Source organism: Streptomyces ruber, assembly GCF_014648075.1.
Lineage (GTDB): Bacteria > Actinomycetota > Actinomycetes > Streptomycetales > Streptomycetaceae > Streptomyces > Streptomyces ruber.
The window spans coordinates 42,508-68,359 of sequence record NZ_BMQK01000024.1 but is presented as its reverse complement, the minus strand read 5'-3'; the positions used below and the strand labels follow the sequence as shown (position 1 = coordinate 68,359).

6 protein-coding genes are annotated in these 25,852 nt (G+C 75.7%); all 6 read right to left on the bottom strand.

What is annotated here, in order from left to right:
- Positions 1–12: 12 nt before the first annotated feature.
- Positions 13–18,660 carry a non-ribosomal peptide synthetase gene (locus IEZ04_RS31800; protein WP_189220448.1) on the bottom strand — a complete coding sequence of 6,216 codons (18,648 nt, stop codon included), beginning with the start codon at positions 18,658–18,660 and terminating at the stop codon, positions 13–15.
- 134 nt (positions 18,661–18,794) lie between these two features.
- Complete coding sequence (locus IEZ04_RS31795; RefSeq protein WP_189220447.1) at positions 18,795–20,144, bottom strand: serine hydrolase domain-containing protein; 1,350 nt, start codon at positions 20,142–20,144, stop codon at positions 18,795–18,797.
- A 111-nt stretch (positions 20,145–20,255) separates the two neighbouring features.
- The gene (locus IEZ04_RS31790; RefSeq protein ID WP_189220446.1) at positions 20,256–21,464 is read right to left on the bottom strand and encodes a cytochrome P450; all 1,209 of its coding nucleotides are present in this window, start codon (positions 21,462–21,464) and stop codon (positions 20,256–20,258) included.
- Between the two features lie 884 nt (positions 21,465–22,348).
- On the bottom strand, positions 22,349–23,554 hold the full coding sequence (gene aztD, locus IEZ04_RS31785; protein ID WP_189220445.1) for a zinc metallochaperone AztD: 1,206 nt from the start codon (positions 23,552–23,554) through the stop codon (positions 22,349–22,351).
- 77 nt (positions 23,555–23,631) lie between these two features.
- Positions 23,632–24,597 carry a zinc ABC transporter substrate-binding protein AztC gene (gene aztC, locus IEZ04_RS31780; protein ID WP_189220444.1) on the bottom strand — a complete coding sequence of 322 codons (966 nt, stop codon included), beginning with the start codon at positions 24,595–24,597 and terminating at the stop codon, positions 23,632–23,634.
- Positions 24,594–25,829, bottom strand: a complete 1,236-nt coding sequence (locus IEZ04_RS31775) for a hypothetical protein (RefSeq protein WP_229821417.1) — start codon at positions 25,827–25,829, stop codon at positions 24,594–24,596. The genes aztC and IEZ04_RS31775 overlap by 4 nt, the downstream gene beginning before the upstream one ends.
- Between the last annotated feature and the right edge of the window lie 23 nt (positions 25,830–25,852).

Sequence of the window (25,852 nt, the reverse complement as noted above, 5' to 3'; positions counted from 1 at the left end):
GTTGTCCGGTCCTCACCGTTCGTCGTGGTCGCTGTCGCCGCGTGCGGCGGCTTCGAGTTCGCTCAGCACCTGTTCCTCCACCAGGTCCGCCAGGGCGGCCACGGTGCGGTTGACCAGGACGTCGCGGGGCGTGAGGGTCACGCCGAAGGTGTCGTTGGCGCGGGCGGCGATGCGCAGGGCGCGCAGGGAGTCGCCGCCCAGGTCGAAGAAGTCGTCCTCGGCGCCCACGGTGGTCTCCAGGGCCTCCTCCCACAGCGCGGCGACGGCCTCCTCAGTGGGGGTGCGGGGCGGCACGTGCCCGGCGGTCCGCTCCTGCGTCTGTGGGCCGGGCGCGGGCAGCGCGGCCCGGTCGGTCTTGCCGTTCTCCGTGAGCGGGAACGCCTCCAGCGTCACGAACGCCGAGGGCACCATGGGGCCGGGCAGGGTGCGGGCGGCGAAGGCCCGCAGTTCCGCGCCCGCGGGGGGCCCGGCGCCGGGCGCGAGGAGCAGGTGCGCCACCAGGCGCGGCAGTCCCGGTTCGTCCTCGCGCACGCTCACCACGGCGTCCAGCACCGCGGGGTGGCGCACCAGGGTCGCCTCCACCTCGCCGGCCTCGATGCGGTGGCCGCGCAGCTTGAGCTGGTGGTCGGTGCGTCCGAGGTGGTGCAGTTCGCCGCGGGCGTCGCGGCGGACCAGGTCGCCGGTGCGGTACATGCGGCTGCCGGGCTCCCCGAACGGGTCGGCGGTGAAGCGGGCCGCCGTCAGGCCGGGGCGGCCCAGGTAGCCGCGGGCCAGGGCCGGTCCGGCGAGCCACAGTTCGCCGGGCACGCCGTCGGGGACGGGGCGCAGGCGCGCGTCGAGGACGTAGGCGGCGGTGGCGGGCAGCGCGCGGCCGATGGGCGGCGCGGTGCCGTCCGGTTCCAGCGGGTCCGACCAGGTGGCGACGACGGTCGCCTCGGTGGGCCCGTAGGAGTTGACCATGCGGTGGTGCGGGGCCCACCGGGCGACCAGTTCGGCCCGGCAGGCGTCCGCGCCGACGATCAGGGTGTGCAGGTCGGGCAGGGTGCCGGGGGTGTCCGGCGGGAGGGTGGCGAGCGCGGCGGGCGGCAGCAGGGTGTGCGTGATGCGCGCGGCGCGCAGGAAGCCGGCCAGCTCGGCGCCGAGCAGCGGGCCGGTCGGCGGTACGACGAGGGCCGCGCCGCTCGGCAGGGACGCGCACAGCTCCAGCACGGAGGCGTCGAAGCTGGGCGTGGCGAAGGCCAGCACCCGGTCGCCGACGCGTACTTGGTAGTGCGCGGCCTCGGCGGCGGCGAAGCCGGCCAGTCCGCGGTGGGTGACGACGACGCCCTTGGGGGTGCCGGTGGAGCCGGAGGTGTAGATGACGTACGCGGGGTCGTCGAGGTGGAGCGGGCGGAGGCGGTCGGTGTCGGTGGGCCGGTGGCCGGGCGTGCCGTCGGGCGCCGCGGCGAGCAGGGCGGCGACCTCCTCGGCGGTGAGGGTGAGGGCGGGGTCCGCGTCGCGCAGCATCAGCGCGACGCGTTCGGCCGGGTAGCCCGGGTCCACCGGGAGGAAGGCGGCGCCCGCCTTGGCGACGGCGAGCTGGGCGATCACCATGTCCGCCGAGCGCGGCAGCACCAGCGCGACGATGTCGCCGGGCCCGGCCCCGCGCGCGATCAGCCGGTGCGCCAGCCGGTCGGCGTGCTCCTCCAGCTCGCCGAAGGTCAGCCGGGACTCCCCCGCCTCCAGGGCGGTCCGGTCGGGCCACCGGTCGGCGGCGGCCTCGATCAGCGCGGGCAGCGTCGCCGGGGTCACCGGCGGCAGCCCGGGGCGGGCGGAACCGTGCAGCAGCCGGTGCCGTTCGGCGGGCGGCAGCACGTCGACCGTGTGCAGCGGCGCCAGGTCACCGGAGGCGGCCAGGGCGGTCAGGGTGTGCGTCAGCCGGTCGGCCAGCGACCGGGCCGTGGTCTCCTCGAAGTACCGGGGGTCGTAGCCGAGTTCCACGCTCAGCTCCTCGCCGGGCGAGATCACCACGGTGAGCGGGTAGTTGGTGGCCTCGCGGGCGTCGAGGTCCCGGACGCGCACGCCGTGCGCACCGGCGGTGGCGTCGCCGACCGGGTAGTTCTCGAACACCAGCAGGCTGTCGAAGAGGGCCGTCCCCGGGGGCAGTTCGCTCCACTGGTGCAGGTCCGTCAGCGGTACGTGGTCGAAGCGCCGGTCCTCCGCGCGGGCCGCCTGGAGCTCCCGCAGCCACGCGGCGCACGGCACGGACTCGTCCACGGCGACCCGCGCGGGCAGGGTGGTGATGAACAGGCCGGTGATGGTGTCGGCGCCCGTCAGACCGGCGGGCCGGCCGGAGACGGTGGTGCCGAAGCACACCTCCCGCTCGCCGCAGGAACGCGCCAGCAGCAGCGCCCAGGCGCCCTGCACCAGCGTGTTGAGGGTGAGCCGGTGGCGGCGGGCGAACTCCGTCAGCCGGGCCGTGCCCTCGGCGCCGAGCCGCCGGGACAGCCAGGTCCCCGACCGGGCGGCGGCGCCCGGGGCGGGCCGGCGGTCGTACGGCAGCGGGGTGGGCGCGGCGCAGCCCGCGAGGGCGGCCCTCCAGTGCTCCTCGGCGGCGGCGGTGTCCCGGCCGGCCAGCCAGGCGGCGTAGTCCGCGAAGGGCCGCCGCCCGGGCAGCCGCGGCTCGTCGCCCGCGGCGAGCGCGGCGTGCGCGGCCAGCACGTCCGACAGCACGTGGAAGACGCTCCACCCGTCCAGCAGGACGTGGTGGAAGGTCCACACCACGCGCACCTCGTCGGGGCCGAGCCTGATGAGGGTGACGCGCAGCAGCGGGGGGCGGTCCAGGGCGATGCCGCGGGCGCGGTCCTCGTCGAGCAGCCGCCGCAGCGCCGCGTCCCGCCGGGCCGGGTCCAGACCGCTCCAGTCGAGTTCGGTGACCGGCAGGGTGACGTGGCGGTGCACGGTCTGGAGCGGGACCGGAACCCCGCCCAGCGCCACGGCGGTCCGCAGTACGGGCGTGCGGTCCACGACGTGCTGCCAGGCGGCCGCCAGCAGCCGGGGCTCGCGCACGCCGTCCGCGACGAAGGTGATCTGCTCGGTGTACAGGCCCTCGCCGGGCTCGTCCATGCCGTGCACGACCATGCCGGTCTGCGTGGGGGTGAGGGGATAGATGTCCACCACGTCGCGCCCGTCGCCGGCGAGCCGGTCGACGGCGGCCTGGTCCAGGCGGGCGAGCGGGAAGTCGGACGGGGTGCGGCCGCCCGCGCCCGGTCCGGCGCAGTGCCGGACGATCCGCCGCAGTTCCTCCGCCGTCTCCTCGGCGAGGCGTGCGACGGTGTCGTGCCGGTGCACCCGCCGGGAGTACGACCAGGTGAACTCCAGCCGCCCGCCGGTGACCCGGCCGAGGACGTCGAGGAGGTGCGGCCGGTCCGCCGAGGGGTCCATGCCTCCGGTCAGCCCGCCGTGGGGCGCGCCCAGCAGACCGCCCTCGGGCGCGTTCCGGTCCTGTTGTCCCAGGTAGTTGAAGCCCACCTGCGGCAGGCCGGGCAGTTCGCGTCCCGCCGTGGGGTGCAGGTGGCGCAGCGCGCCGTAGCCCACTCCCCCGCGCGGCACGGCCCGCAGGTTCTCCTTGACCGTCTTCAGCGCGGTCCCGAGGTCCGCGCCGCGCGGCACGTCGAGGCCCACGGGGAACATCGTGGTGAACCAGCCGACGGTGCGGGCGAGGTCGACGTCGTCGAAGAGGTCCTCGCGGCCGTGGCCCTCCAGCGCGACCACCACCCGGTCCCGTCCCGTCCAGCGGGCCAGGACCCGGCCGAGGGCGCACAGCAGGACGTCGTTGACGCGGGTGCGGTAGACGTCCGGCACGTCCTTCAGGAGCCGGCGGGTGTCCTCGCCGTCCAGGCCCACCGTGACGGTCTCCTCGTCGGCGGCGGTGTTGCCGCCGGTGAGGTCGGTGGGCAGGGCGGTGGGGCGCAGGCCGCTCCAGTACGCGATCTCGTCGTCGAAGCCGCCGTCGGCGGTGTGCGCGGCCAGGCGCCGGGCCCAGGCGCGGAAGGACGTCGTCTTCGCCCCCAGGTCGGGCGTGGCACCGGCGCGCAGCGCGCGGTGGGCGGCGTCGAGGTCCTCCAGGATCACGCGCCAGGACACCGCGTCGACGCCCAGGTGGTGGGCGGCCAGCAGCAGCACGGGCGGCCGGTGGCCGTCCCGGCGGCACAGGGCGGCCTTGAGCAGCGGCCCCCGTGCCAGGTCGAATCCGGAGGACAGCTCGGCGGCCACGGCGTCCAGTTCCTCGTCCCCGGGTGTGTCGTGCACCTCCAGGTGCGGTGCGGCGCCGGGCGGGGTGCCGTACTGGCGCCACCGCCCGTCACCGGCCGGTGCACAGCGCATGCGCAGCGCGTCGTGCTGCTCCAGCACCGCCGCGAGGGCGGCGCGCAGCAGCGTCTCGTCGGCGTCGGAGGCCAGCTCGAAGGAGAGCGCCTGGGTGAAGCGGGCCGGGTCTCCGGTGAGGGTGTCGAGCAGCCAGTGCTGTACGGGGGTGAGGGGGACGTCCCCCACCACCGGGCCCTGGTCGGCGGTGGCCGTCGCGTCCAGCGACTCCTCGGCAGCAGCGGCCAGTTCGGCGACCGTCTGGTGCTGGAAGAGGTGCCGGGGCGTCAGCGCGAGTCCGGCCCGGCGGGCGGCGGAGACGATCCGGATGCCGAGGATGGAGTCGCCGCCGAGCGCGAAGTAGTTGTCGCCCGCGCCGACCTCGGGCACGCCCAGCACCTCGGACCAGATGGCGGCGAGCGTCCGCTCGGCGGCGGTGCGCGGCGGCCGGGTGCCCTCCGTGGTGGCGGCCGACCACACCGGTTCGGGCAGGGCCCGCCGGTCCAGCTTGCCGGTGGCGCCCAGCGGCAGCCGCTCCAGCGGTACCACGACCGCCGGGACCAGGTGGTCGGGCAGCGTCCGGGCGAGGAAGGCACGCAGGTCGGCCGGGGCCGGGGCGGCGTCGCCGCGAAGCACGGCGTAGCCCACGAGGCGCTTGTGGCCGTCGTGCTCCACGACCCGGGCGGCGGCCGCGGCCACCTCCGGGTGCCGGGCCAGCGCGGCCTCCACCTCGCCGAGCTCGATGCGGAAGCCGCGCACCTTCACCTGGTCGTCGCTCCGGCCGAGGTACAGCAGGTCGCCGTCGGCCGTCCAGCGGACCAGGTCGCCGGTGCGGTACATGCGGCTGCCGGGCGGGCCGAAGGGGTCGGCAAGGAAGCGGGACGCGGTCAGGCCGGGCCGGTTGAGGTAGCCGCGGGCCACGCCGGTCCCGGCGAGGTACAGCTCGCCGGGCGCCCCGGCGGGCACGGGGCGCATACGGGCGTCGAGGACGTAGGCGCGGGTGCCGCCGACGGGCCGGCCGATGGGCGGGTCCCGGTCGGGGTCGGCCGGGTCGCAGGGGAAGGCGGTGGCGTAGACGGTGGCCTCGGTGGGGCCGTAGATGTTCATGACCCGGCAGCCGGGGACCGCTTCGCGCACCCGGCGGACGGTGCGGGCGGGCAGCGCCTCGCCGGCCAGGACGACGGTGTCGGCCGTGACGTGCACGGTGTCCTCGGCCAGCAGGCGGCCCAGGGCGGAGGGGACGGCGCTGAGCAGTCCCGCCCGCCACGGCCCGGGCCGTTCGGCGAGGGCCAGCAGGTCGCGGACGACCTCGACGTGGCCGCCCGCCAGCAGCGGCGAGAGGATCTCGAACACCGACACGTCGAAGGTGAGCGACGTGGAGGCCACCACGTGGGAGAGCCCGCGGCCGGTGAACTCGGCGGCGGCCCAGTCGGCCAGCGCCACCACCGAGGCGTGCGGGACGACGACGCCCTTGGGGCGGCCGGTGGAACCGGAGGTGTGGATGACGTAGGCGGGGTGGTCCGGCAGCAGCCCGCCGCGCCGCTCGCCGTCGCCGACGGGGGCGGCGGACGCGGCGGCCAGCCGCCCGGCGCAGGCCGGGTCGTCCAGGTCGATCCGGGTGTACGGGCCGTCCGGCAGCCGCCCGGAGGTCTCCGCGCAGGTGATCACCGCGTCGGGCCGTACGTCCTCGAAGAGGAACGCGATGCGCTCCGCCGGATGGCCGGGGTCGAGGGGCAGGTAGGCGGCGCCGCTCTTGAGGACGGCCAAGAGTGCCACGACCAGGTCGGCGGTGCGGGGCAGGGCCAGCGCGACGAACCGCTCCGGTCCGGCCCCCGCCTCGGTCAGCAGGCGGGCCAGCCGGTTGGCGCGCTCGTCGAGCTGCCGGTACGTCAGGTGCTCGGCGCCGGCGGTCACGGCCGGGGCGTCGGGGGTGCGGGCGGCCTGCGCCGCGAAGGCGTCCGGGAGGGTGCGCCGCGGCAGCCTCGCCCCCGATCCCGCGAGCCGGTCCAGCAGACGGCGCCCCTCCTCCGGTGCGAGCACCGGCAGGTCGGCCACACGTCGGCCGGGGTCGGCGGCGATCCCCGTCAGCAGCGTGCGCAGGCTCGCGCCGAGCCCTTCGACGGTGGCGGCGTCGAAGGCCGCCGGGTCGTGGTCGAGGGACACCGTCACGTCCTCGCCGGGGGCGACGACCACGCTGAGCGGGTAGTTGGTCGGCTCCAGGTCGCGTTCCTGCTCGACGGCGAGCCCGTGCCGGGCCAGGGCGCCCTCGTCGAACGGGTAGTTCTCGAAGACGACGATGCTGTCGAAGAGGTTGGTGCCGCCGGGCACCTCGCTCCAGGTCTGCACCTGGGCGAGGGAGACGAAGTCGTGGCGGCGGGCCTCCGACTGGGCGGCCTGGACCTCGCGCAGCCACTCCAGCAGGGGGCGGTCGCCGTCGATCCGCAGCCGGGCGGGCAGGGTGTTGATGAACAGGCCCACCATGGAGGTCACGCCGGGCAGTTCGGCCGGGCGGCCGGACACGGTGGTGCCGAAGACGACGTCGTCACCGCCGCCGTAGTGGTGCAGCAGCAGCCCCCAGGCGCCCTGGAGCACCGTGTTGACGGTCAGCCCGGCCCGCTGCGCGGTCTCCTTCAGCCGCGCCGACACCTCCCGCCCGAGGGCCACCCGGACCGTTCCCGAGGAGGACGCGCGGTGGGCCTCGGCGGGGTGCCGGTCGCGCGGCAGCGGGGTGGGGGCGGTGAACCCGGCGAGGGTCTCCCGCCAGTGGCGCTCCGCACGGCCGGTGTCCTGGACGGCCAGCCACCGCAGGTAGTCGGCGAAGGGCGCCCGGCCGGGCACCTGCGGGCGGCGTCCGGCGGTCAGGGCCGCGTACCGCTCGCCCACCTCGTCGAACACCTGGGCCGCGCTCCAGCCGTCGAGCAGGACGTGGTGGAACGTCCACACCATGCGCACCCGGTCCGGTCCGAGGCGGATCAGCGTCAGCCGCATGAGCGGGGCGGCACCGAGGTCGATCCCGGCGCTCCGGTCCGCCTCCACCAGCGCCTCCGTCTCCCGCGCGCACCACTCGGCGGGCCGGCCGGACCAGTCGTGGTGGGCGACGGGCACGACGGCCCGCCGCTGCACCACCTGGAGGGGCTCGGCGGCCTCCTGCCACGCCAGGCGGGTGCGCAGGACCGGGTTGGCGTCCGCCGTGCGCTGCCAGGCCTCGGCGAGCGCGTGCGGGTCGGTGACGCCGTGCAGCACCATCTGCGCCTGGTTCACGTAGGTGCGGGCCCGGGGGTCCATGAGGCTGTGGAACAGCATGCCCGCCTGCATCGGCGTCAGGGGGTACACGTCCTCGACGGTGCGTCCGTCTCCCACGAGCCGGTCGACGGCGGCCTGGTCGAGCCGGGCCAGCGGGAAGTCCGAGGGGGTGCGGCCGCCGGCGTCCGGGGCGGCGCAGTGCGCGACGATCTCCTCCAGCGCCCGCAGCATGCCCCCGGCGAGGGAGGCGACCGTCTCCTCGCGGTGGCGTCCGGCGCTGTAGTGCCAGGTGATCTCCAGTTCGTCGTCCTCCACGCGGGCCACCACGTCCAGCAGGTGCGGACGCGGCGCCCCGGGGTCCTCGGCGCCGCCCAGTCCGCCGGGAACGGCCCGCACCAGCGCGCCGCCGCCGGCCGACCAGTCGAAGCGGCCCAGGTAGTTGAAGCTGATGCCGGGCGGCGGTGCGGCCGCGAGCCGCTCGTCGCCCGCCAGGTGACGCAGGGCGCCGTGGCCGACGCCCCGGTCGGGCACGGCCCGCAGCTGTTCCTTCACGGACTTCAGCGCGGCGCCCCAGTCCCCCTCGGGCAGGTCGAGGGCGACCGGGAAGAGGCTGGTGAACCAGCCGACCGTGCGGGACAGGTCGAGGTCGTCGAAGAGCCGGTCCTCACGGCCGTGCCCCTCCAGTTGCACGGCGACGGTGGTCCGGCCGGTCCAGTCGGCCAGCACCCGGCCGAGGGCGGTCAGCAGGACGTCGTCGATACGGGTGCGGTAGACGCCGGGAACCCTGCGCAGCAGGTCGTCGGTCCGCCGGCGGTCCAGGCGCACGGTGACCGCGCGCAGGTCGGCGACGGTGTTGCCGCCGTCGAGGTCCACCGGCAGCGGGTCGGCGCAGTGCCGCGACACGCTCTCCCAGTGGGCGCGCTGAGCGGCGAGGTCGCCCTCGCCGGCGCGCCGGGTGAGCCGCCGTACCCACTCCCGCACGGACGTCGTGCGCTGCGGCAGCCGGATCCGCTCGCCGGCCAGGGCCTGCCGGTAGGCGGTCTCCAGGTCCTCCAGCAGGACGCGCCAGGAGACGCCGTCGACGACCAGGTGGTGGGCGGTCAGCAGCAGGCGCGCGGCCCGGTCCCGGCCGGTGAACAGCCGGGCGGCGAGCAGCGGGCCGGTGTCCAGCCGGAAGCCGGTGTGCGCCTCGTGCGAGAGGCGGGCCTCGGCCTCCTCGGCGGCCCGCGCGCCGAGACCGCTCAGGTCGTGCACCCGCAGCAGCTCCGGCGCACCGGCGTCCGGGGCGGCGTACTCCTGGTGCCAGGTGCCGTCCGCGGCGCGGGTGAAGCGGGCGCGCAGGGCGTCGTGGTGGGTCCACAGCGCGGCCAGGGCGGCGCCCAGCGCGCCGGCGTCCACGTCCCCGGCCGTCTCGACGACCACGGACTGGTCGAAGTACTCCGGGCGCGGCGGCTCGGCGTCGAGGAACCAGCGCTGTACGGGGGTGAGCCCGACCTCACCGGTGACCGGGCCGGTGTCCGCGACGGCCGCGGCGGCGCCGGTCGCGGCGGTGGCCAGGGCGGCGAGCGTGGGGTGCCGGAACAGGTCCCGCGGGGTCAGTGCGAGCCCCGCGGCGCGGGCGCGGGAGACGACCTGGATGCTGACGATCGAGTCGCCGCCCAGCATGAAGAAGTTGTCGTCGGCGCCGATCCGTTCCACGCCGAGGAGTTCGGCCCAGATACCGGCGAGCACCCGCTCGGCCTCGGTGCGCGGCGCGCGGTGGGCGGTGCCGGCCGCCGCCGACAGGTCGGGTTCGGGCAGGCGCCGCCGGTCGACCTTGCCGTTCGCGGTCAGGGGCAGCTCCGGCACGGTGACGAACGCGGCGGGGACCATGTAGTCGGGCAGTTCGGCGGACAGGCGGTCCCGCAGTCCGGTCGCCGGCGGCACCACCGCGCCGGGAGCGGGCACCAGGTGGGCGACCAGGCGCTTGCGGCCCGCGTGCCGCGACACCGACACCACCGCCTCGGTGATCGCCGGGTGCGCGGTGAGCCGGGCCTCGATCTCGGCGGGTTCGACGCGGAAGCCGCGGATCTTGATCTGGTCGTCGGCGCGTCCCACGAAGTGCAGTTCGCCGTCGGCGCTCCAGCGCACGAGGTCGCCGGTGCGGTACATCCGTCCGCCGGGCGGGCCGTACGGGTCGGCCAGGTAGCGGGCCGCCGTCGCGCCGGGGCGCCCGGCGTAGCCACGGGCCAGTCCGGCGCCCGCGAGGTACAGCTCGCCCGGGACGCCCGGCGGTTGCGGCCGGAGCGCGCCGTCCAGGACGTAGACGCGGGTGTCGTCCAGGGGGCGGCCGATGGGCAGGGTCGCGGGCAGCGCGTCCCCGGCGCGGAAGACCCGCCGGGTGGCGAAGGTGGTGGTCTCGGTGGGGCCGTATCCGTCGACGACGGCGAGGCCGGGGCAGGCGTCCAGCACGCGTCGCACGGCGGAGCCGGGCACGGCGTCGCCGCCGGTCCACACCTCCCGCGCGCCGCGCAGGCAGGCGGGGTCCTCCTGGGCGAGGAGGCGGAACAGGCCGACCGTCAGCCACAGGCAGCGCACGCCCTGTTCGCCGATCGCGTGGCGCACGGCGGCGGCGTCCAGGTCCCCCGGCGGGGCGAGCACGGCCGTGCCGCCGCGCAGCAGCGGCACCCACACCTCGTAGGTGGAGGCGTCGAAGGCGTGCGGGGAGTGCACGAGGACCCGGTCGTGGGCGGCGAAGGCGCGGTCGAGGGCGAGCGCCGCGACGTCCCGCTGCCGCACCGCCACGCCCTTGGGGGTGCCGGTGGAGCCGGACGTGAACATGAGGTACTGGACGTTGTCCGGGTGCACGCGCGGCGCGTCCGCGAGGGCCGGGGCCACGGCGGCGACGTCGTCGTCCGGCCGCAGCACACGGCCCCGCGGGAGCAGGGCGGCGGCCGTCTCCTCCCAGGCCCCGTCCGTGAGCAGCAGGCCGGCCCCGGCTTCGGCGAGCATCGTGCGCAGCCGCTCCCGCGGCGCCCTGCCGTCGAGCGGGACGTACACGCCGCCGAGGCGGGCGAGGGCGGCCTGGGTGACGACGAGGCCGACCGAGCGGTCCATCAGGACGCCGACGGGGACCTCCGGGCGGACGCCGAGCGCGGCCAGCCGGCCGGCCAGTGCCGCTGCCCGGCCGTCGAGTTCGCGGTAGGTGAGCCGCTCCTCGCCGGCCAGCAGCGCCACGGCGTCGGGGGTGCGCCGCACCTGCGCGGCGAACAGGTCCGCGGTGGTCGCCGCGGGGGCGTGGGTGGCGGTGTCGTTCCACGCATGGAGCACCTGCTCGCGCCGGGCGGCCGTCAGCAGGGACAGGTGGGCGGGCGCGCTGTCGGGTGCGGTGGCGAAGCCCTCCAGCAGGACGGTGAGGTACTCGGCCATCCGCTCGACGGTGGCGGCGTCGAAGAGGTCCGGGTCGTAGCCGAGGCGCAGGGCGAGTTCCGGGCCGGGGTAGGCGACCAGGCCGAGCGGGTAGTTGGTGGTCTCGATGCCGTCCAGGCCGCTGAGCCGCAGCCCGTGCGCGGCGGCCAGGTCGTCGTCGACCGGGTAGTTCTCGAACACCACGATGCTGTCGAACAGGGCGGCGCGTTCGGGCAGTTCGGTGAAGGCCCTCATGCGGTGCAGCGGCACGTGGCCGTGGCGGCGGTCCTCGCTCTGCTCCTGCTGGAGCCGGCCCAGCCAGGTGAGCAGCGGCTCGTCGCGTGGCACGGTCACGCGGGCGGGCAGGGTCGCGATGAACAGGCCGGTCATGGCGTCGGATCCGGGCAGCTCGGGCGGCCGTCCGGAGACGGTGGTGCCGAAGACCACCTCGTCGCGGGCCGCCAGACGGCTGAGCAGCAGCGCCCAGGCGCCCTGCACGAGGGTGTTCACGGTCAGGCCCGCTCTCCTGGCCAAACTCTCCAGGGTCCGGGTGGTGGCCCCGGGCACCGTGACGCGTACCGCCCGCGTCGACTCCGCGCGGTGGCTCTCGCGGGGTTCGCGGTCGAAGGGCAGCGCGGTGGCCTCGCCCAGGCCGTCCAGGCGGGTGCGCCAGTGCCGTTCGGCCCCGTCCCCGTCGGCGTGGTCCCGCAGCCAGGCGACGTAGTCGCCGAAGGGGCGGCGGTCGGGCAGCGGGGCGTCCACGGTGCCCGCCGTCAGGCCGGCGTGGCAGGCGAAGACGTCGGAGAGGACCTGGAACAGGCTCCAGCCGTCCAGGATCAGGTGGTCGAAGGACCACACGACGCGGACCGCGCGGTCGGAGACCCGGGCCAGCACCAGGCGCTGGAGCGGCGCACGCGTCAGGTCGACGCCCCGGGCACGGTCGCTCTCGAGCAGGTCGCGCAGCCGCTCCGCCCGCTCCGCGTCGCCGGACAGGCCGCGCCAGTCCAGCAGTTCCACCGGTACGGCGGCGGTGCGCTGCACCACGAGGAGCGGCTCGGGCACGTCCTGCCACACCACGCGGGCGCGCAGCACCGGCGTACGGTCCGTGACCCGCTGCCAGGCCTCCGCCAGCACGGCCGGATCCGCCACGCCCTCCAGGACGAACGTCAGCTGCTGGAAGTACACCCCGCGGTCGTCCTGCGCGAGCCGGTGGAAGAGCATGCCGGCCTGGGTGGGCGTGAGGGGGTGGACGTCCTCCAGAGCGGCGGGGTCCTCCCCCGCGATGCGGTCGACCTGTGCCTGGTCGAGCCGGGCCAGCGGGAAGTCCGAGGGGGTGCGTCCGGCGGCGCCGGGCCGGGCCGCGTGGCGGGCGAGGCCGGCCAGCGCGTCGGCGAACCGCTGCGCGAGGTCCGCGACGGTCTCCCGCCGGTGCAGCGCCTCGGAGTAGAACCAGGTGAACTCCAGGCCGTCGCCGTCCAGCAGCCCCACGACCTCCAGGGCGTGCGGGCGCGCCGTCGCGGGGTCGGCGTCCAGCTCCAGCGGGCGGACCAGCCCGCCGTACAGCCCCTCGGAGGCCCCGGAGGTCCCGGAGAGCCCGAAGCGGCCCAGGTAGTTGAAGCTGACCTGCGCGGGGGTCGCCGGGAGCGGTGCGGCGTCGCGGCCCGGCAGGGTCAGGAGGCCGTGGCCGAGGCCGTGCCGGGGCACCGCGCGCAGCTGCTCCTTGACCCGCTTGAGCACGGTGTCCCAGTCCGCCTCGGACGGGACGGCGAGGGCGACGGGGTGGCGGGTGGTGAACCAGCCGGCGGTGCGGCTGGTGTCGACGTCGGCGAAGAGGTCCTCGCGGCCGTGGCCCTCGACGTCCACCAGCACCCGGTCGTGCCCGGTCCAGCCGCACAGCACCCGGCCGAGGGCGGCGAGCAGGACGTCGTTGGCCCGGGTCCGGTAGGTCTCGGGCAGGGTGCGCAGCAGCGCGTCGGTGTCCTCGGGCGTGAGGCGTACCGTCACCGACCGCTGGGAGGCGTAGGTGTTGGCGCCCGTCCGGTCCGCCGGCAGGGCGGCCCGGGCGCCCTCGGTGGCCCGCGTCCAGTAGGCCCTCTCGTCGTCGAAGCCGCCGGCGGCGGCGTGCGCGGCGAGGCGCTCGGCCCACTGCCGCAGCGGGGAGGACCTGCGGGGCAGCGCCGCCGCCCCGTCCCGGCCGGCGCGGCGGGCGCGGTAGGCCCGCTCGAGGTCCTCCAGCAGCAGCCGCCAGGAGACCCCGTCGACGACGAGGTGGTGGACGGCCAGGTGCAGCACGTGCGGCCGGCCGGGGCCCCGGTCGTGCAGGACGGCACGGAGCAGCGGGCCGTGGCGCAGGTCGTGCGGGCCCAGGTGCGGGGTGTCGGTGTCCGGGCCGGTGTGGCGGGTGAGGCGGCAGCGGGCGGCCGGGCCGTCGATCAGCCACCGTACGCCCGCCTCGTCGGCGAGGAAGCGGGAGCGCAGGGCGTCGTGGTGGGCGACCACGTCGTCGAGGGCGTCCTGGAGCGCGGCCGCGTCGACGCCGTCGTGCAGTTCCACCGAGAGGGTCTGGCCGAAGTGCCCGGCCCGCTCGCCGGCGTGGCCGAAGAGCCAGTGCTGGATGGGTGTCAGGGGCGCGGTGCCGGTCGCCTCGACGGGTGCGGGCGCGGCGGCGGGCCGCCGGCTTCCCGCCTCGTCGGCGCGGCGGGCCAGGGCGGCGACCGTCTGGTGCCGGTAGAGGTCCCGTGAGGTGATCGTGAGGCCCGCCTGCCGGGCCCGGGCCACGACCTGGATGCTGAGGATGGAGTCGCCGCCCAGCGCGAAGAAGTTGTCGTCGACGCCGACCCGCGCCACGTGCAGGACCTCGGCCCAGATGGCGGCGAGGGTCCGCTCGGCGGGGGTGCGCGGCGCGACGTGGCGTGCGGCGGGTTCGGCGGGCGACGGGTCGGGGAGCCGGCCGCGGTCCAGTTTGCCGTTGGGGTTGAGCGGCAGGGCGTCCAGCACCACGACGGCCGAGGGGACCATGTAGTCGGGCAGGGTGCGCCCGAGTTCGCGGCGCACCGCCTCCGGTTCCACGCGGGCGCCGGGGGCGGGGACGACGTATCCGGCCAGGCGGCGGTGGCCGTCGCCGTCGCGGACGGACGCGGCGGCCTCGGCGACGCCCGTGCAGCGGCGCAGGGCCTCCTCGACCTCGCCCAGCTCGATGCGGAAGCCGCGCACCTTGACCTGCTGGTCGACGCGGCCGAGGAACTCCAGCTGACCGTCGGTGGTCCAGCGCACCAGGTCGCCCGTGCGGTACATGCGGCCGCCGGGTGCGCCGAAGGGGTCGGCGGTGAAGCGCGCGGCGGTCAGACCGGGGCGGCGCAGATAGCCGCGGGCCAGCCCGCCGCCACCGAGGTACAGCTCACCGATGACCCCCGGGGGCTGGGGGCGCAGCAGGCGGTCCAGCACGTAGGCGCGGGTGCGGGCGACGGGACGGCCGATGGGCGGGGCCTGGTCGGGGACGGTGGCGCCGGAGAACCAGGCGGTGGCGTAGACGGTGGCCTCGGTCGGGCCGTAGATGTTCGCCACCTCGGCCGAGGGCATGGCGTCCCTGATGTCCCGCACGGTCGAGGCGGACAGGGCCTCGCCGGCCAGGACGACGGTGTCGGCCTCGACGGCGCCGTCGCCGGTCAGCACGCGGGAGAGCACGGACGGGACGCCGCTGAGGAGTCCGGCCCGGCGGGGGCCGGAGCCGTCGGCGAGGGCCGGGAGGTCGGCGACCACCTCGACGCTGCCGCCGGCCAGCAGGGGGCACAGCAGCTCGAAGACGGAGACGTCGAAGTTGAGGGAGGTGGACGCGACGACGTGGGCCAGCCCGCGCGGGCCGAACGTCTCCTTCGCCCAGGCGGCCAGCGCGGCCACGCTGCGGTGGGTGACGACCACGCCCTTGGGGCGGCCGGTGGATCCGGAGGTGTAGATGACGTAGGCGGGGTGGGACGGGTCCAGTGGCCGGGTCCGGTCGGCGTCGGTCAGGTCGGCGTCGGCCGGGTCCGGGGCTTCGGCATCCGGAGTACCGGCGGTGAACGGCCCGACGTCCTCGGCGTCTGCCGGAACCAGGGGCCCGAGGTCGTCCAGGAGCAGCGGCTCGCAGTCGACGGGGAGCGCGTGGGCGGTCTCCCGGGTGGCGACGACGAGGGCGGGGGCCGCGTCGGCGAGCATGAAGCGGATGCGCTCGGCCGGGTAGCCGGGATCGACGGGCAGGTAGCCGGCGCCCGACTTCAGGACGGCCCACAGCACCGGCGGCAGGTCCGCGGAGCGCGGCAGGCAGAGCGCCACCAGGGACTCCGGGCCCGCGCCGTGCGCCGTCAGCAGCCGGGCGAGCCGGTTGGCGCGCCGGTTCAGCCCGGCGTAGTCCAGCCGGGCCCCGCCGCAGGTCACGGCGGTCCGTTCGGGGGTCCGGGCCACCTGCGCCTCGAACAGCGCCGGGAGTGTGGCGCCGTCGGCGGCATCGCCGGCCCGCGCGGGCGGGTTCCAGGAGTCCAGGAGCGTGCGCTGTTCGTCGTCCGACAGCAGCGGCAGTCCGGCCAGCGTCCGCTGCGGGCCGTCCGCCATGCCCTCCAGCAGGCGGTGCAGCTGCCTGCTCATCCGGGCCACGGTCGCCGCCTCGTACAGGCCGGTGTTGAACTCGACCGTCAGCTCGCAGCCGCCGTCGGCGCGCGGCGCGAACTCCAGTACGAGGTCGAAGCGGGCGGCCGGACGGGGCAGCGGATGCTCCTCGAACCGCAGCCCGGCCGCCAGCGGCGGCCGGGCGGGCGCCGTCTGCTGCACCACCAGCGCCTGCACCAGCGGAGTGCGGCTGGGGTCCCTGGGCGGGGCCAGTTCCTCGACCACCCGGTCGAAGGGCACGCCGTCGTGCACGAAGGCGTCCAGCACGGTCGCGCGCAGGGACGCGACGAACCGGTCGACCGTGAGGGCGTCGTCGACCTCGGCGCGCAGCACGACGGTGTTGGCGAAGAAGCCCGTCACGTCCTCCAGTTCGCGGCGGCCCCGCCCGTTGGTGACGGTCCCGAACACCACGTCCCGCTGCCCGGAGTAGCGGGAGAACAGCACGGCCGCCGCCCCGGCGAACAGCGTGAAGACGGTCGTGCCGCGGCTCGCGGCCAGCCGCCGCAGCCGGTCCACCAGGTGTTCCGGGAGGTGGTGGCGGTGTGCCGCGCCCTCGGTGGTGCGCACCGCCGGACGGGGCCGGTCGGTGGGCAGTTCGAGCTGCTGCATACCGGCCAGGTGGCGCTTCCAGTAGGCGAGGTCGTCGGCGTCCGCCTCGCCGGTGCGCCGCTCGCGCTCCCACAGCGCGAAGTCCGGGTACTGCACGCCCGGTTCGGGGAGGCCGTCCGGTTCGCCGCCGGCCTCCGCGCGGTAGAGCGCCGTCAGGTCCCGGGTCAGGACGCCGGTCGACCAGCCGTCGGTGACGATGTGGTGCTGGGCCAGCAGCAGGACGTGGTCCTCGGGTGCGCGGCGGACCAGCAGCGCCCGGGTCAGGGGTCCGGTCGTCAGGTCGTGGGGGCGGCGCAGTTCGTCGGTCAGCAGGCGCTCGACGGCCTCGTCCCGCCGGTCGTCCGGGAGCTGCCCGACGTCGGCGGTGCGCAGGGGCAGTACCGCCTCGGGGGCGACCGTCTGGACGCCCTGGCCGTCGACGGTGGCGAAGGTGGTGCGCAGGGAGTCGTGGCGGGCGGCGAGCCGGTCCAGGGCGCGGCGCAGGGCCGGCGTGTCGAGCGGGCCGCGCAGCCGCAGCGCCACGCCGGTGTTGTACTCGGTGCCGCCGTCGGTGAGGTCGTCGAGGAACCACAGGCGCCGCTGGGCGCTGGAGAGCGGGACGGGCTCGCCGCGCGGGGCGGCGGGGATCGGGTCCGGGGGCTCGGCGGCGGACGGCTCGGCGGCCAGCGGGGCGAGCGCGGCGACGGTCCGTGCGGTGAACACGTCGCGCAGGGAGAGCCGGGCGCCGAGGGTCTCCCGGATCCGGGTGAGGGTGCGGGCGGCGAGGATCGAGTCGCCGCCCAGGTCGAAGAAGTCGTCGGTGACGCCGACGGCGTCGACGCCGAGGACGTCGGCCCAGATGGCGGCCAGGGCCCGCTCGCCGTCGGTGCGCGGCTCGACGTGCTCCTCGGTCCGGGTGCCGCCGGGGGCGGGCAGGGCCCGCAGATCGGTCTTGTGCTGCGGGGTGAGCGGCAGCGCGTCCAGGACGACGACGGCGGAGGGCACCATGTGGGCCGGCAGGGCGGCGGCGAGGGCGGCGCGCAGCCGGGCCGGCTCGGGTCGGCGGGCCGGGTCGGCGGGGGTGACGTAGCCGACGAGCCGGCCGCGGGCGGGTTCCTCCTCGCGGACCACGACGACGGCCTCGCGGACGCCGGGGTCACGGGTCAGGGCGGCCTCGATCTCGCCGGGCTCGATGCGGAAGCCGCGCACCTTGACCTGCCGGTCGGCCCGGCCGAGGAACTCCAGCTCGCCGTCGGACCTCATGCGCACCCGGTCGCCGGTGCGGTAGAGGCGGGCGCCGGGCGGGCCGGAGGGGTGGGCGACGAACCGGGTCGCGGTCAGGCCGGGGCGGCCGAGGTAGCCGCGGGCCAGTCCGTCGCCGCCCACGTACAGCTCGCCCTCGGTGCCGGGCGCCACCGGGCGCAGCGCCGCGTCCAGGACGTGGGCCTCGGTGCCGGGCAGCGGGCCGCCGATGGCCGGGGTGCCGGTGCCGGCGGTGAGCGGCCCGGTCCAGGTGGCGACGACGGTGGCCTCGGTCGGACCGTAAGAGTTGATCATGCGGCGGCCGGGGGCCCACCGGTCGACGAGGGCGGCCGGGCACGCCTCGGCCCCGACGATCAGGGTGCGCAGGTGCGGTGCGCCGCCGGTGTCCGCCGGGTCGGGCAGGGTGGCGAGGGCGGCGGGCGGGATGAGGGCGTGGGTGATGCGGTGCCCGTCCAGGACGGCGGCGAGTTCGTCGCCCAGCCAGGGCCCGTCCGGCGGTACGACCAGCAGGGCGCCGGACAGCACGGAGACGCACAGCTCCAGTACGGAGGCGTCGAAGCTGGGCGAGGAGAACTGCAGCACGCGGTCGCCCGGGCCGACGGCGTACCGCTCGGCGGCGGCCGCGGCGAAGGCGCCGATGCCGCGGTGGGTGACGGTGACGCCCTTGGGGGTGCCGGTGGAACCGGAGGTGAAGATGACGTACGCCGCGTGGTCGGGGAGCACCCGTGCGGCGGGCGGGTCCGCCTCCTGGTCCGCGGCGTCCAGCAGCGCACGGACCCGGTCCGGGTCGTCCAGGACGACGGCCGGTGCGGCGTCGGCGAGCATCAGGGCGCGCCGTTCGGCCGGGTAGCCGGGGTCCACGGGGAGGAAGGCGGCACCGGCCAGGGCCACGGCCAGCTCGGCGGCGATCAGTTCCATCGAGCGCGGCAGGACCAGCGCCACCGTCCGCTCCGGTCCGGCGCCGCTCGCGGCGAGGTGGGCGGCGAGACGGCCGGCCCGCCGCGCGAGTTCCCCGTACGACCAGGTGCGCCGGCCGTCGGTCACCGCGGGGGCGTGCGGGTCGTGCGTCACCCACCGGGTGAACAGCTCACCGAGCGGGACGTGCCGGGTGGCGTGGTCCGCGCGGGCCGGCGGGGTGGTGCCGGACGGTGCGGAGGCGGGCGCGACGGGGCGCTGGGTGTGCAGGTCCGTCATCGGGGTGAAGTCCTTCGGGCGTGGGAGCGCGCGGACCCGGCGCGCCGGTCTCGGGCGGCCTGCGGGCACACCTGAGCGGCGCGGGGTCCGGGCGTACGGGACGGGAGCGGGTGCGTGCTACGGACGCGGCACGGTCAGACGGTGCCGGTGCGGCGTGCGGTGCGTCCGGATATCTGCAGGCGGTCGATGGTCCCGGTGGCGGGGTCGCGGTGGAAGCGGCCGCCGGGCTCGTGCCGGCCGGTCGACGGGTCGACCAGGTCGCAGGACAGGTCCGGGTAGCACACCAGCGGTACGGGGTAGTCGCCGTCGACGGACAGGGTCGGCGTGCCGTCGCCGTCGAGTTTGACCGCGAACTCGGTGCTCCCGTTGCGGTAGCTGCCGGCGCACTCGGGCAGCGGTACGGCGGGACCGCGGCGGGCGGTGGCCGGGGCGGTGGGCACCCGGATGCCGGTGAGCCGGGCGAGGTCGGCGGCGAGGTCCCGCCACAGGGCGGTGGCGCCGCCGGCGTTGCCGGTGAAGGCGACGACGACACCGCTGTCCGGCTCGGCGCGCAGATGGCAGGAGGTGCCCTGGGCGTTGCCGTCGTGGCCGCACCACACGCGGCCGTCCTGCCGGAAGAGGGCGAGGCCCAGGCCCCAGGAGTCCGCCAGGGCACCGGGGTCGGCGGCCGGTTCGCCGCGGCGCATGAGGGCGGCGACGGACGCGGGCAGGACGGCGGACCGGCCGATGACGGCCCTGCCCAGGGTCACCAGGTCCTCGGCGCTCGCCAGCAGGGCCCCGGCCGGGGCCTCCACCGGGGCGAGGTTCTGGTGGGCCGGGCGCACCAGGCCCGTGGCGGTGTTGAGGGCGTGGCCGGAGGCCACCGGCCGTGCGGGGGTGGCGTCGCCGAGGAGGGCGGGGACGATGCCGAGGGGTTCCAGGAGGAGCGCCCGCAGCGCTTCCCGCCAGGTCATGCCCGTCGTCTCGGACACGATCCGGCCGGCGGCGACATAGCCGGCGTTGGAGTAGGAGAAGCCCGTGCCCGGCGGGAACAGGACGCTCCGCGGGGTGCAGACGGCCGAGAGGTAGCGCGCGGCGGTGGTGGAGGCGGCGCTGTCGGAGTCGGGTCCGGTGGGCAGACCGGCGGTGTGGCTGAGCAGGTGCCGCACGGTCACGCCCGCCAACGGCCGTAACTCGGGGAGCAGTTCCGCGGCGGGCTCGTCGAGGTCGAGGTCCCCGTCGTCGGCGAGGAGCAGCACGGCGGCGGCCGTGCCGACCTTGGTGACGGAGCCCAGGGGTACGGCCGTGTCCGCGGTGAACGGGGTCTCCGTCAGGGCGTCGGCCGTGCCGGTGTGCACGCTGACGGTGTGCGTGCCGGTGTGGACGGCCAGTTGGGCGCCGGGCACGTGGTGGGCGCGTGCCAGGGAGTCGAGGCGGCTCTGCAGCTCACGGCGTAACGGGGACGGCGACAGGTCGGCGGCCGGAGCGGCGGTGGGGTGCGGCATGGGAAGGGGACTCCTGGTGAGAGCGGGGCGGGTGCGGGTGCGGGAGCGGGGAGAACGACGCGTGGCCGGCCCGTGGGTGAGCGGTACGGGACCTGCGCGCGTCGACGCGCGTCACTGCCTGGTGACGGCGATCGGCAGGTGTCGTACGCCGACGATGACGGCCGGGTTCTGGTACGTGACGTCGCTGTGGGAGGGGACCGCGATTATGGGGAAACGTTCCAGCAGCAGATGCAGCGCGATCCGCGCCTCCAGCCGGGCCAGGGGCGCGCCGAAGCAGAAGTGAATGCCGTGGCCGAAGGTCAGATGGGGATTCGGACTGCGGGCCACGTCGAAGACGTCCGGAGCGGTGAAGCGGGAGGGGTCACGGTTGGCGGCGCCCAGGTGCGCCATCAGCAGGGTGTCGGCCGGGATCTCGTGGCCGCCGAGCACCACCGGCCGGGTGGTGCGCCGTCCCAGCTCGGGGAAGGGCGGCAGCCAGCGCAGTACTTCCTCGACGGCGTCCGGGAGCCGGCCGGGGTCCTCACGCAGCGCGGCGAGGGTACCGGGATGCCGGTCGAAGGCGACCACCGCGTTGCCGAGCAGCGCGGTGGTGGTGATGTGTCCGGCGACCAGCAGCAGGGCGACGAATCCGACGATCTCCTCGTCCGCCAGGCGCGCTCCGTCCACCTCGGCGGCGAGGAGTCTGCTGGTGAGGTCGTCCCCGGGGTGGGCACGGCGGTGCCGGATGTGGTCCAGCACGTAGCCGTTCATCTCGCGCACGGTGGGGGCGATGGCCTCCAGCGCCCGTTCCAGGTCGGCCATGTCGGGGTCGTCGCCGAGCTGGTCGCCGCCGAAGAGGGTGCCGGCCCACTCCTGGAACAGCCTGTGGTCGTCGGCCGGGATGCCGAGGAGCTCGGCGATCACGATGATCGGCAGGGGGTGGGCGAGGGTGTCGACCAGGTCGAACCGGTCGCGGTCGGCGACACCGTCGAGCAGACGCGCGCACACGGCCTCGATGCGCGGTTCGAGCCCGTGAACCACTCTCGGGGTGAAGGCCTGGCTCACCAGGGTGCGGAGCTTGCGCTGCTTTGGCGGGTCCATGCCAACGAAATTGCCCTGCCGGAAGATCTCGAAGTCCTCCTGGGTGGGGGCGATCGGCGTGAGGTCGGAGGAGTACGTCGCCGGGTCGGCGAGCACGGCGGAGACCCCCCGGTGGTCCACGACACGCCACTGCTTCTGCTCCGCGTCGTAGGTCACCGGGCCCGCCTCGCGCAAGGACCGCCACCGGTCGGATAACGCGTCCAGGGGCGATTCGGTCCCGGACAGTTGTGTGCTTGTCACCGTTTCTCCTTGGGAGGACGCGCGGATCCGGCGGTGCTGTGCCTTCGCCGGACAGGAAGCCGTGGCCGTCTTGGCGCGGTCAACGGGTGCGGCACGCGCGGCGGCCCTCGCTGCGCGCCGGGTGGCCGATTCGCGATCGGGCCCGGACCCGCCGCCGCTCGGAGGCGACCCGCCCGTCCGTGGCTTCACGGAACGCAGGTGCTTCCGACGACACCGGCGGACCTAGGGGCAGGTTCCGTACGGCGGAGCGGCGGTCCCGAGCGGTCCGGACGTCCGCCACGTGGCCGGCAGGCCCGCACGCTCGCAGCCTGGCGGCACGCGCCTCGGACACCAAGCAGAGATCACTACATCCCCCAGCGGCTCTCCCCGCGCAGCGACTCCGCGCAGGACTGTCCTGTCTCACGATTCGTGCTGTGCGTGGTGCCGGGAACGCGCTCCGGCGTGATCCGTCCAGCCGAATGCGCTCACAGTTATTCACGTGGGGTAACGGGATGGCAACCCCGCAAGTGAGGGGGAGACGGCCCGTCAGCAGCCCACCGCGAGAGCGTCTATCCCGTCGCTCCGGAGTCAAACCTCCCGCATCGGAAGTGACTTCTCGTCACCCGCGGGTCCCGGCCGGATCCGGCTCCTTGCGGGCGCCCTGCACAGGTTCTTCGCGGGCCTTTGGCACGGGTTCCTTGCGGGCTTCCGGCACGGGTGACGATCCGGCGCACGGAGGGAGCAGCCGGCGTTCGCGATCACGGTGTGCGCGGGCGTACTCGGCGGACCGCCGGCAGGGGTCATGGAGGCCGGATGATCCACTCATCACTGCTCCGGACAGGAGAGAGGCGGGGCCGCCCGGATCTCCGGGCGGCCCCGCGCACCTGTGTGGACGGTCCCGCGGATCAGTGACCCGCGACGACCCCGGACAGTTCGTTCGTGCTCTTCGGCAGGGTCACCGACGTGACCTTCTCGCCCGACTCCAGGTCGACGGCGTACAGGCCCTTCTTGCTCGGCTCGGACACGTACGCGGTGTGGTCACGGACGAAGACGGTGGGCCTGGCCTGCTGCCAGTCCAGCGGCTCCTGCCACTCGTCGACGACCAGGATCTCCTTCTCCACCTCGCCGGTCTCCGGGTCGATGACGTGGAGGGCGCCGTCCGTGCCGAGCACCAGCGCCTCGCCGTGCGGGCCGCGCGCGAGCGAGCGGAACGAGTAGCTGGTCCCCAGGTCGACGAGGCGCAGCTTCTTGGTCTCCGTGTCGATCAGCGAGATGCGGGTCGGCCGCTCCAGCTCGGCCTCCGGGTCGGTCTTGTAGTCGCCCAGGAGGACCGTCGACTCCTCGCTGCCGGCCTGATTGCCGATGCGGCCGTAGTCGTCGGGGGCGTCGATCTTGGTGAACTCGCCGTCCTTGTAGATGAGGATGCCGTCCTCGCAGCCCACGGCGATCGCCTCGCCCTTGGCCGCCGCCTCGCCGTGGACGCCGGGGCAGCTCTCGTTGCGCGTGATCTCCTTGTTGTCCTTGTCCAGGACGAGGGCGCCGGTCCGCTTCTCCTCGTCGCCGAGGGTGCTGAGCAGTTCGCCGTTGGCCAGCTCGATGGCGACGCCGTGGTGCGCCTCCGCCGAGGCGTACGTCCGGCCCTCCGGCTTCCCGCCGCCGGCGAGATCGGCGGGGTCGAACACGTTGACCTCGCCGGTGCCGTCGGTGAACAGCACGGTCTTGCCGGCGTGCCGGACGACGTGTCCGGGCTTGGCGCCCTCGTACGTGATGTCGGTGAGTTTCGCCCCGGCGGCGTCCAGGACCCGGAAGCCGCTGTCGGTGGAGACGATGACGTGGGAGTCGTCGCCGGCGGGGTTGACCCGGTTGAAGCCGGGCAGCTCGATGGTCTCGGCGACCTCGAGGGTCTCGCCGTCCAGGATGTACAGGCCACCGTCGAAGGTGGCGACCAGCGGGTCCTTGACGTCGGCGGCCGAGGCGCTCGGCGTGCCCGCGGCCTTCGCCCCGGACGAGGAGCCGTCGTCCCCGCCGCCCCCGCAGGCGGTCAGGACCGTGGACACCGCCAGGGCGAGCGCCGTCCCCATGAGCGCTCTGTTGCGTACCGTCTTGTTCACAGTGTGTTCCTCTCTTGTGCCGCGCGGACGCGGCGTTCGTCGGTGGGTCGGTCGGGTGGTGCCGGGAGAGCGGCTGATCAGCCCGCGGTCAGGCCGTCGGTCATGGCGGTGGTGTTGGCGCGCATCATGCGTACGTAGGTGTCGGCGCCCCCACCCCGCTCGGTCAGCGACTCGGAGTAGAGCTTCACGACGCGCACCTGGCCGCCCAGTTCCGTGCGCAGCACCTCGGCCAGCCGCGTCGGCTGGGAGGAGTCGGCGAAGACGGTGCGCACCCCGGCGTCCTCCATGGCCTCGGTGAGCGAGCGCAGGTCGGAGGAGCTGGGCGAGGCCAGCGTCGTACCGCTCGGGACGACCGCGCCGATCACCCGGAACCCGAAGCGTTCGGCGAGGTAGCCGAAGACGTGGTGGTTGGTCACCAGCGCGCGGTTGTCCTCGGGGACGGTGTCGAAGGACCTCTCCATCCAGGTGGTGAGGTCGGCGAGTTCCTCGTCGTAGCGGGCGGCGTTGTCCCGGACCGTCTTCTCGTCCACTCCGTCCACGTGCTCGACCACCTGGCCGGCGATCAGGCCGGCGGCCCTGCGCACCCGGTCGGGGTCGGTCCAGAAGTGCGGGTCGGGCTGTCCGGCCCCCTCCTCGGGACCGCCGTCGTCGTGCGCCTGGAAGGTCAGCGGATCCGCCGCCTCGCCCGCGGCGAAGGTGGCGACCCCGGCCTCACGGGCGGCGTCGACGTGCCGCAGGACGTTCTCCTCCAGGCCCAGCCCGTTGTAGACGACGAGGTCGGCGCGCTCCAGCTCGGCCGCCTGCGCGGCCGACAGGCCGAAGGAGTGGGGGTCCGCGTTGGGCTTCATCAGTACGGTGACGTCGGCCTCGTCGCCGACGATCTCCCTGGTGACGTCGCCGAGGATGTTGGTGGTCACCACGACCCGGGGGCGTTCGTCACCGCTCGCGCAGGCGGTGGCCAGGACGGCCGTCAGGGCGGTGAGCAGCGCGAGGAGCCAGGTGCGCGGCCGGATCGCGCGCGCCGTCGTGCCGTTCCCTCTCATCGGCCCGTCTCCACCATGAGAGCCGGGGCGACGTCCAGGTCGAAGGTGCGCGCGATACGCAGCTCGTCGTTGTAGTCGATCTCGTACACGCGCTTGCCTCCGGGGTCGTTGAGGTAGGCCCGGCTGCGGTCGACCTCGATGACGGGCGCGGTGGCCGTGCCGGTGTCCTTCAGGAGGGGCTCGGTCTCGGCCGTGGGCTCGCCGGAGGCGATGTCGTAGCCGTGCAGCGCGCCGTCGGACTGGAGGACGAGCAACGGGGAGCCCTCGCCCGCGGTGTTGGCCGCGACGACGGGCCCGTCGGTCGCCACCCGGGTCCAGGTGCGCTCCGTGACGTCCAGGACCCACACGGCCCGGTCCCCGGCCGGTGCCGTGAGGGTGTCGCTGCCGGAGCGGTGACGGAAGGCCGTGGCCCGTTCGTCCTCCGGCACGTCCTCGCCGTACGGGATCCTCTCGGCGGTGAACGCGCCGTCCGAGGCGCGGACGAGCAGGGCGCCGTCGGCGCATCCGAGGACCACGCCGCGCCGGGTGACGGCGTCGCCCCGCGGCTGTTCGCACTCCGCGTCCGGCGACGCGACGCGTCCGCCCTCGCGGTCGTACACGGCCACCTTCGTCCGGCCCCCGCTCTCCTCGACGGCGAGCAGGTGCTCCTCGTACGGCACGACGGCACCCTCGTGCGTTCCCGGGAGCGTGCGGGGCGAGCCGATCCTCCCCTTGTCCAGTTCGGTCCGGTCGTAGAGCCTGGTCCGGCCGTCCTCGCCGGTCACCGCGGTCACGGCGATGTCGCTGCGGACCTGGGTGCCCGGGCCCCCGGGGAGCTGTCCGACGTCGCGTATCTCCGCGCTGTAGTAGTGCACGTGGTCGCCGTGGTCGACCATCCAGGCCCCGCCGTCGAGGACCCGGATGCCGCCCGGGGTGTGGAAGTAGCCGAACCGGCCGTCCGTGGTGAGTCCGGCGGTGTCCTCGACCGGGGACACCTCGTGCGTCTCCCCGGTGATCAGGTCGAGGACCCGGGTCTCACCGCTCGCGGGGTCGCCGATCACCAGCCGCGACTGCTGTTCGGCCGCCTCCTTGGCTCCTTCGACGTATCCGTGGGGGACGGCGGACGAGGAACTCGCCCGCGGGGAGGGCGAGTCGTCGTCCCCGCCGGCGCAAGCCGTGGCGAGCAGCGCGGTGAGCACCAGCGCGGCCGGGCCCCGCAGGGGGATTCCCCGGACGTTCCTTCGGGCGGGCAAGAGGATCGCCTCCGTAGTTCCGT

Excerpts from the sequence above, each read along its gene's own strand:
- IEZ04_RS31800 (WP_189220448.1), bottom strand. The coding sequence starts at position 18,660 with ATGACGGACCTGCACACCCAGCGCCCCGTCGCGCCCGCCTCCGCACCG.
- IEZ04_RS31795 (WP_189220447.1), bottom strand. The coding sequence starts at position 20,144 with ATGCCGCACCCCACCGCCGCTCCGGCCGCCGACCTGTCGCCGTCCCCG.
- aztC (WP_189220444.1), bottom strand. The coding sequence starts at position 24,597 with ATGAGAGGGAACGGCACGACGGCGCGCGCGATCCGGCCGCGCACCTGG.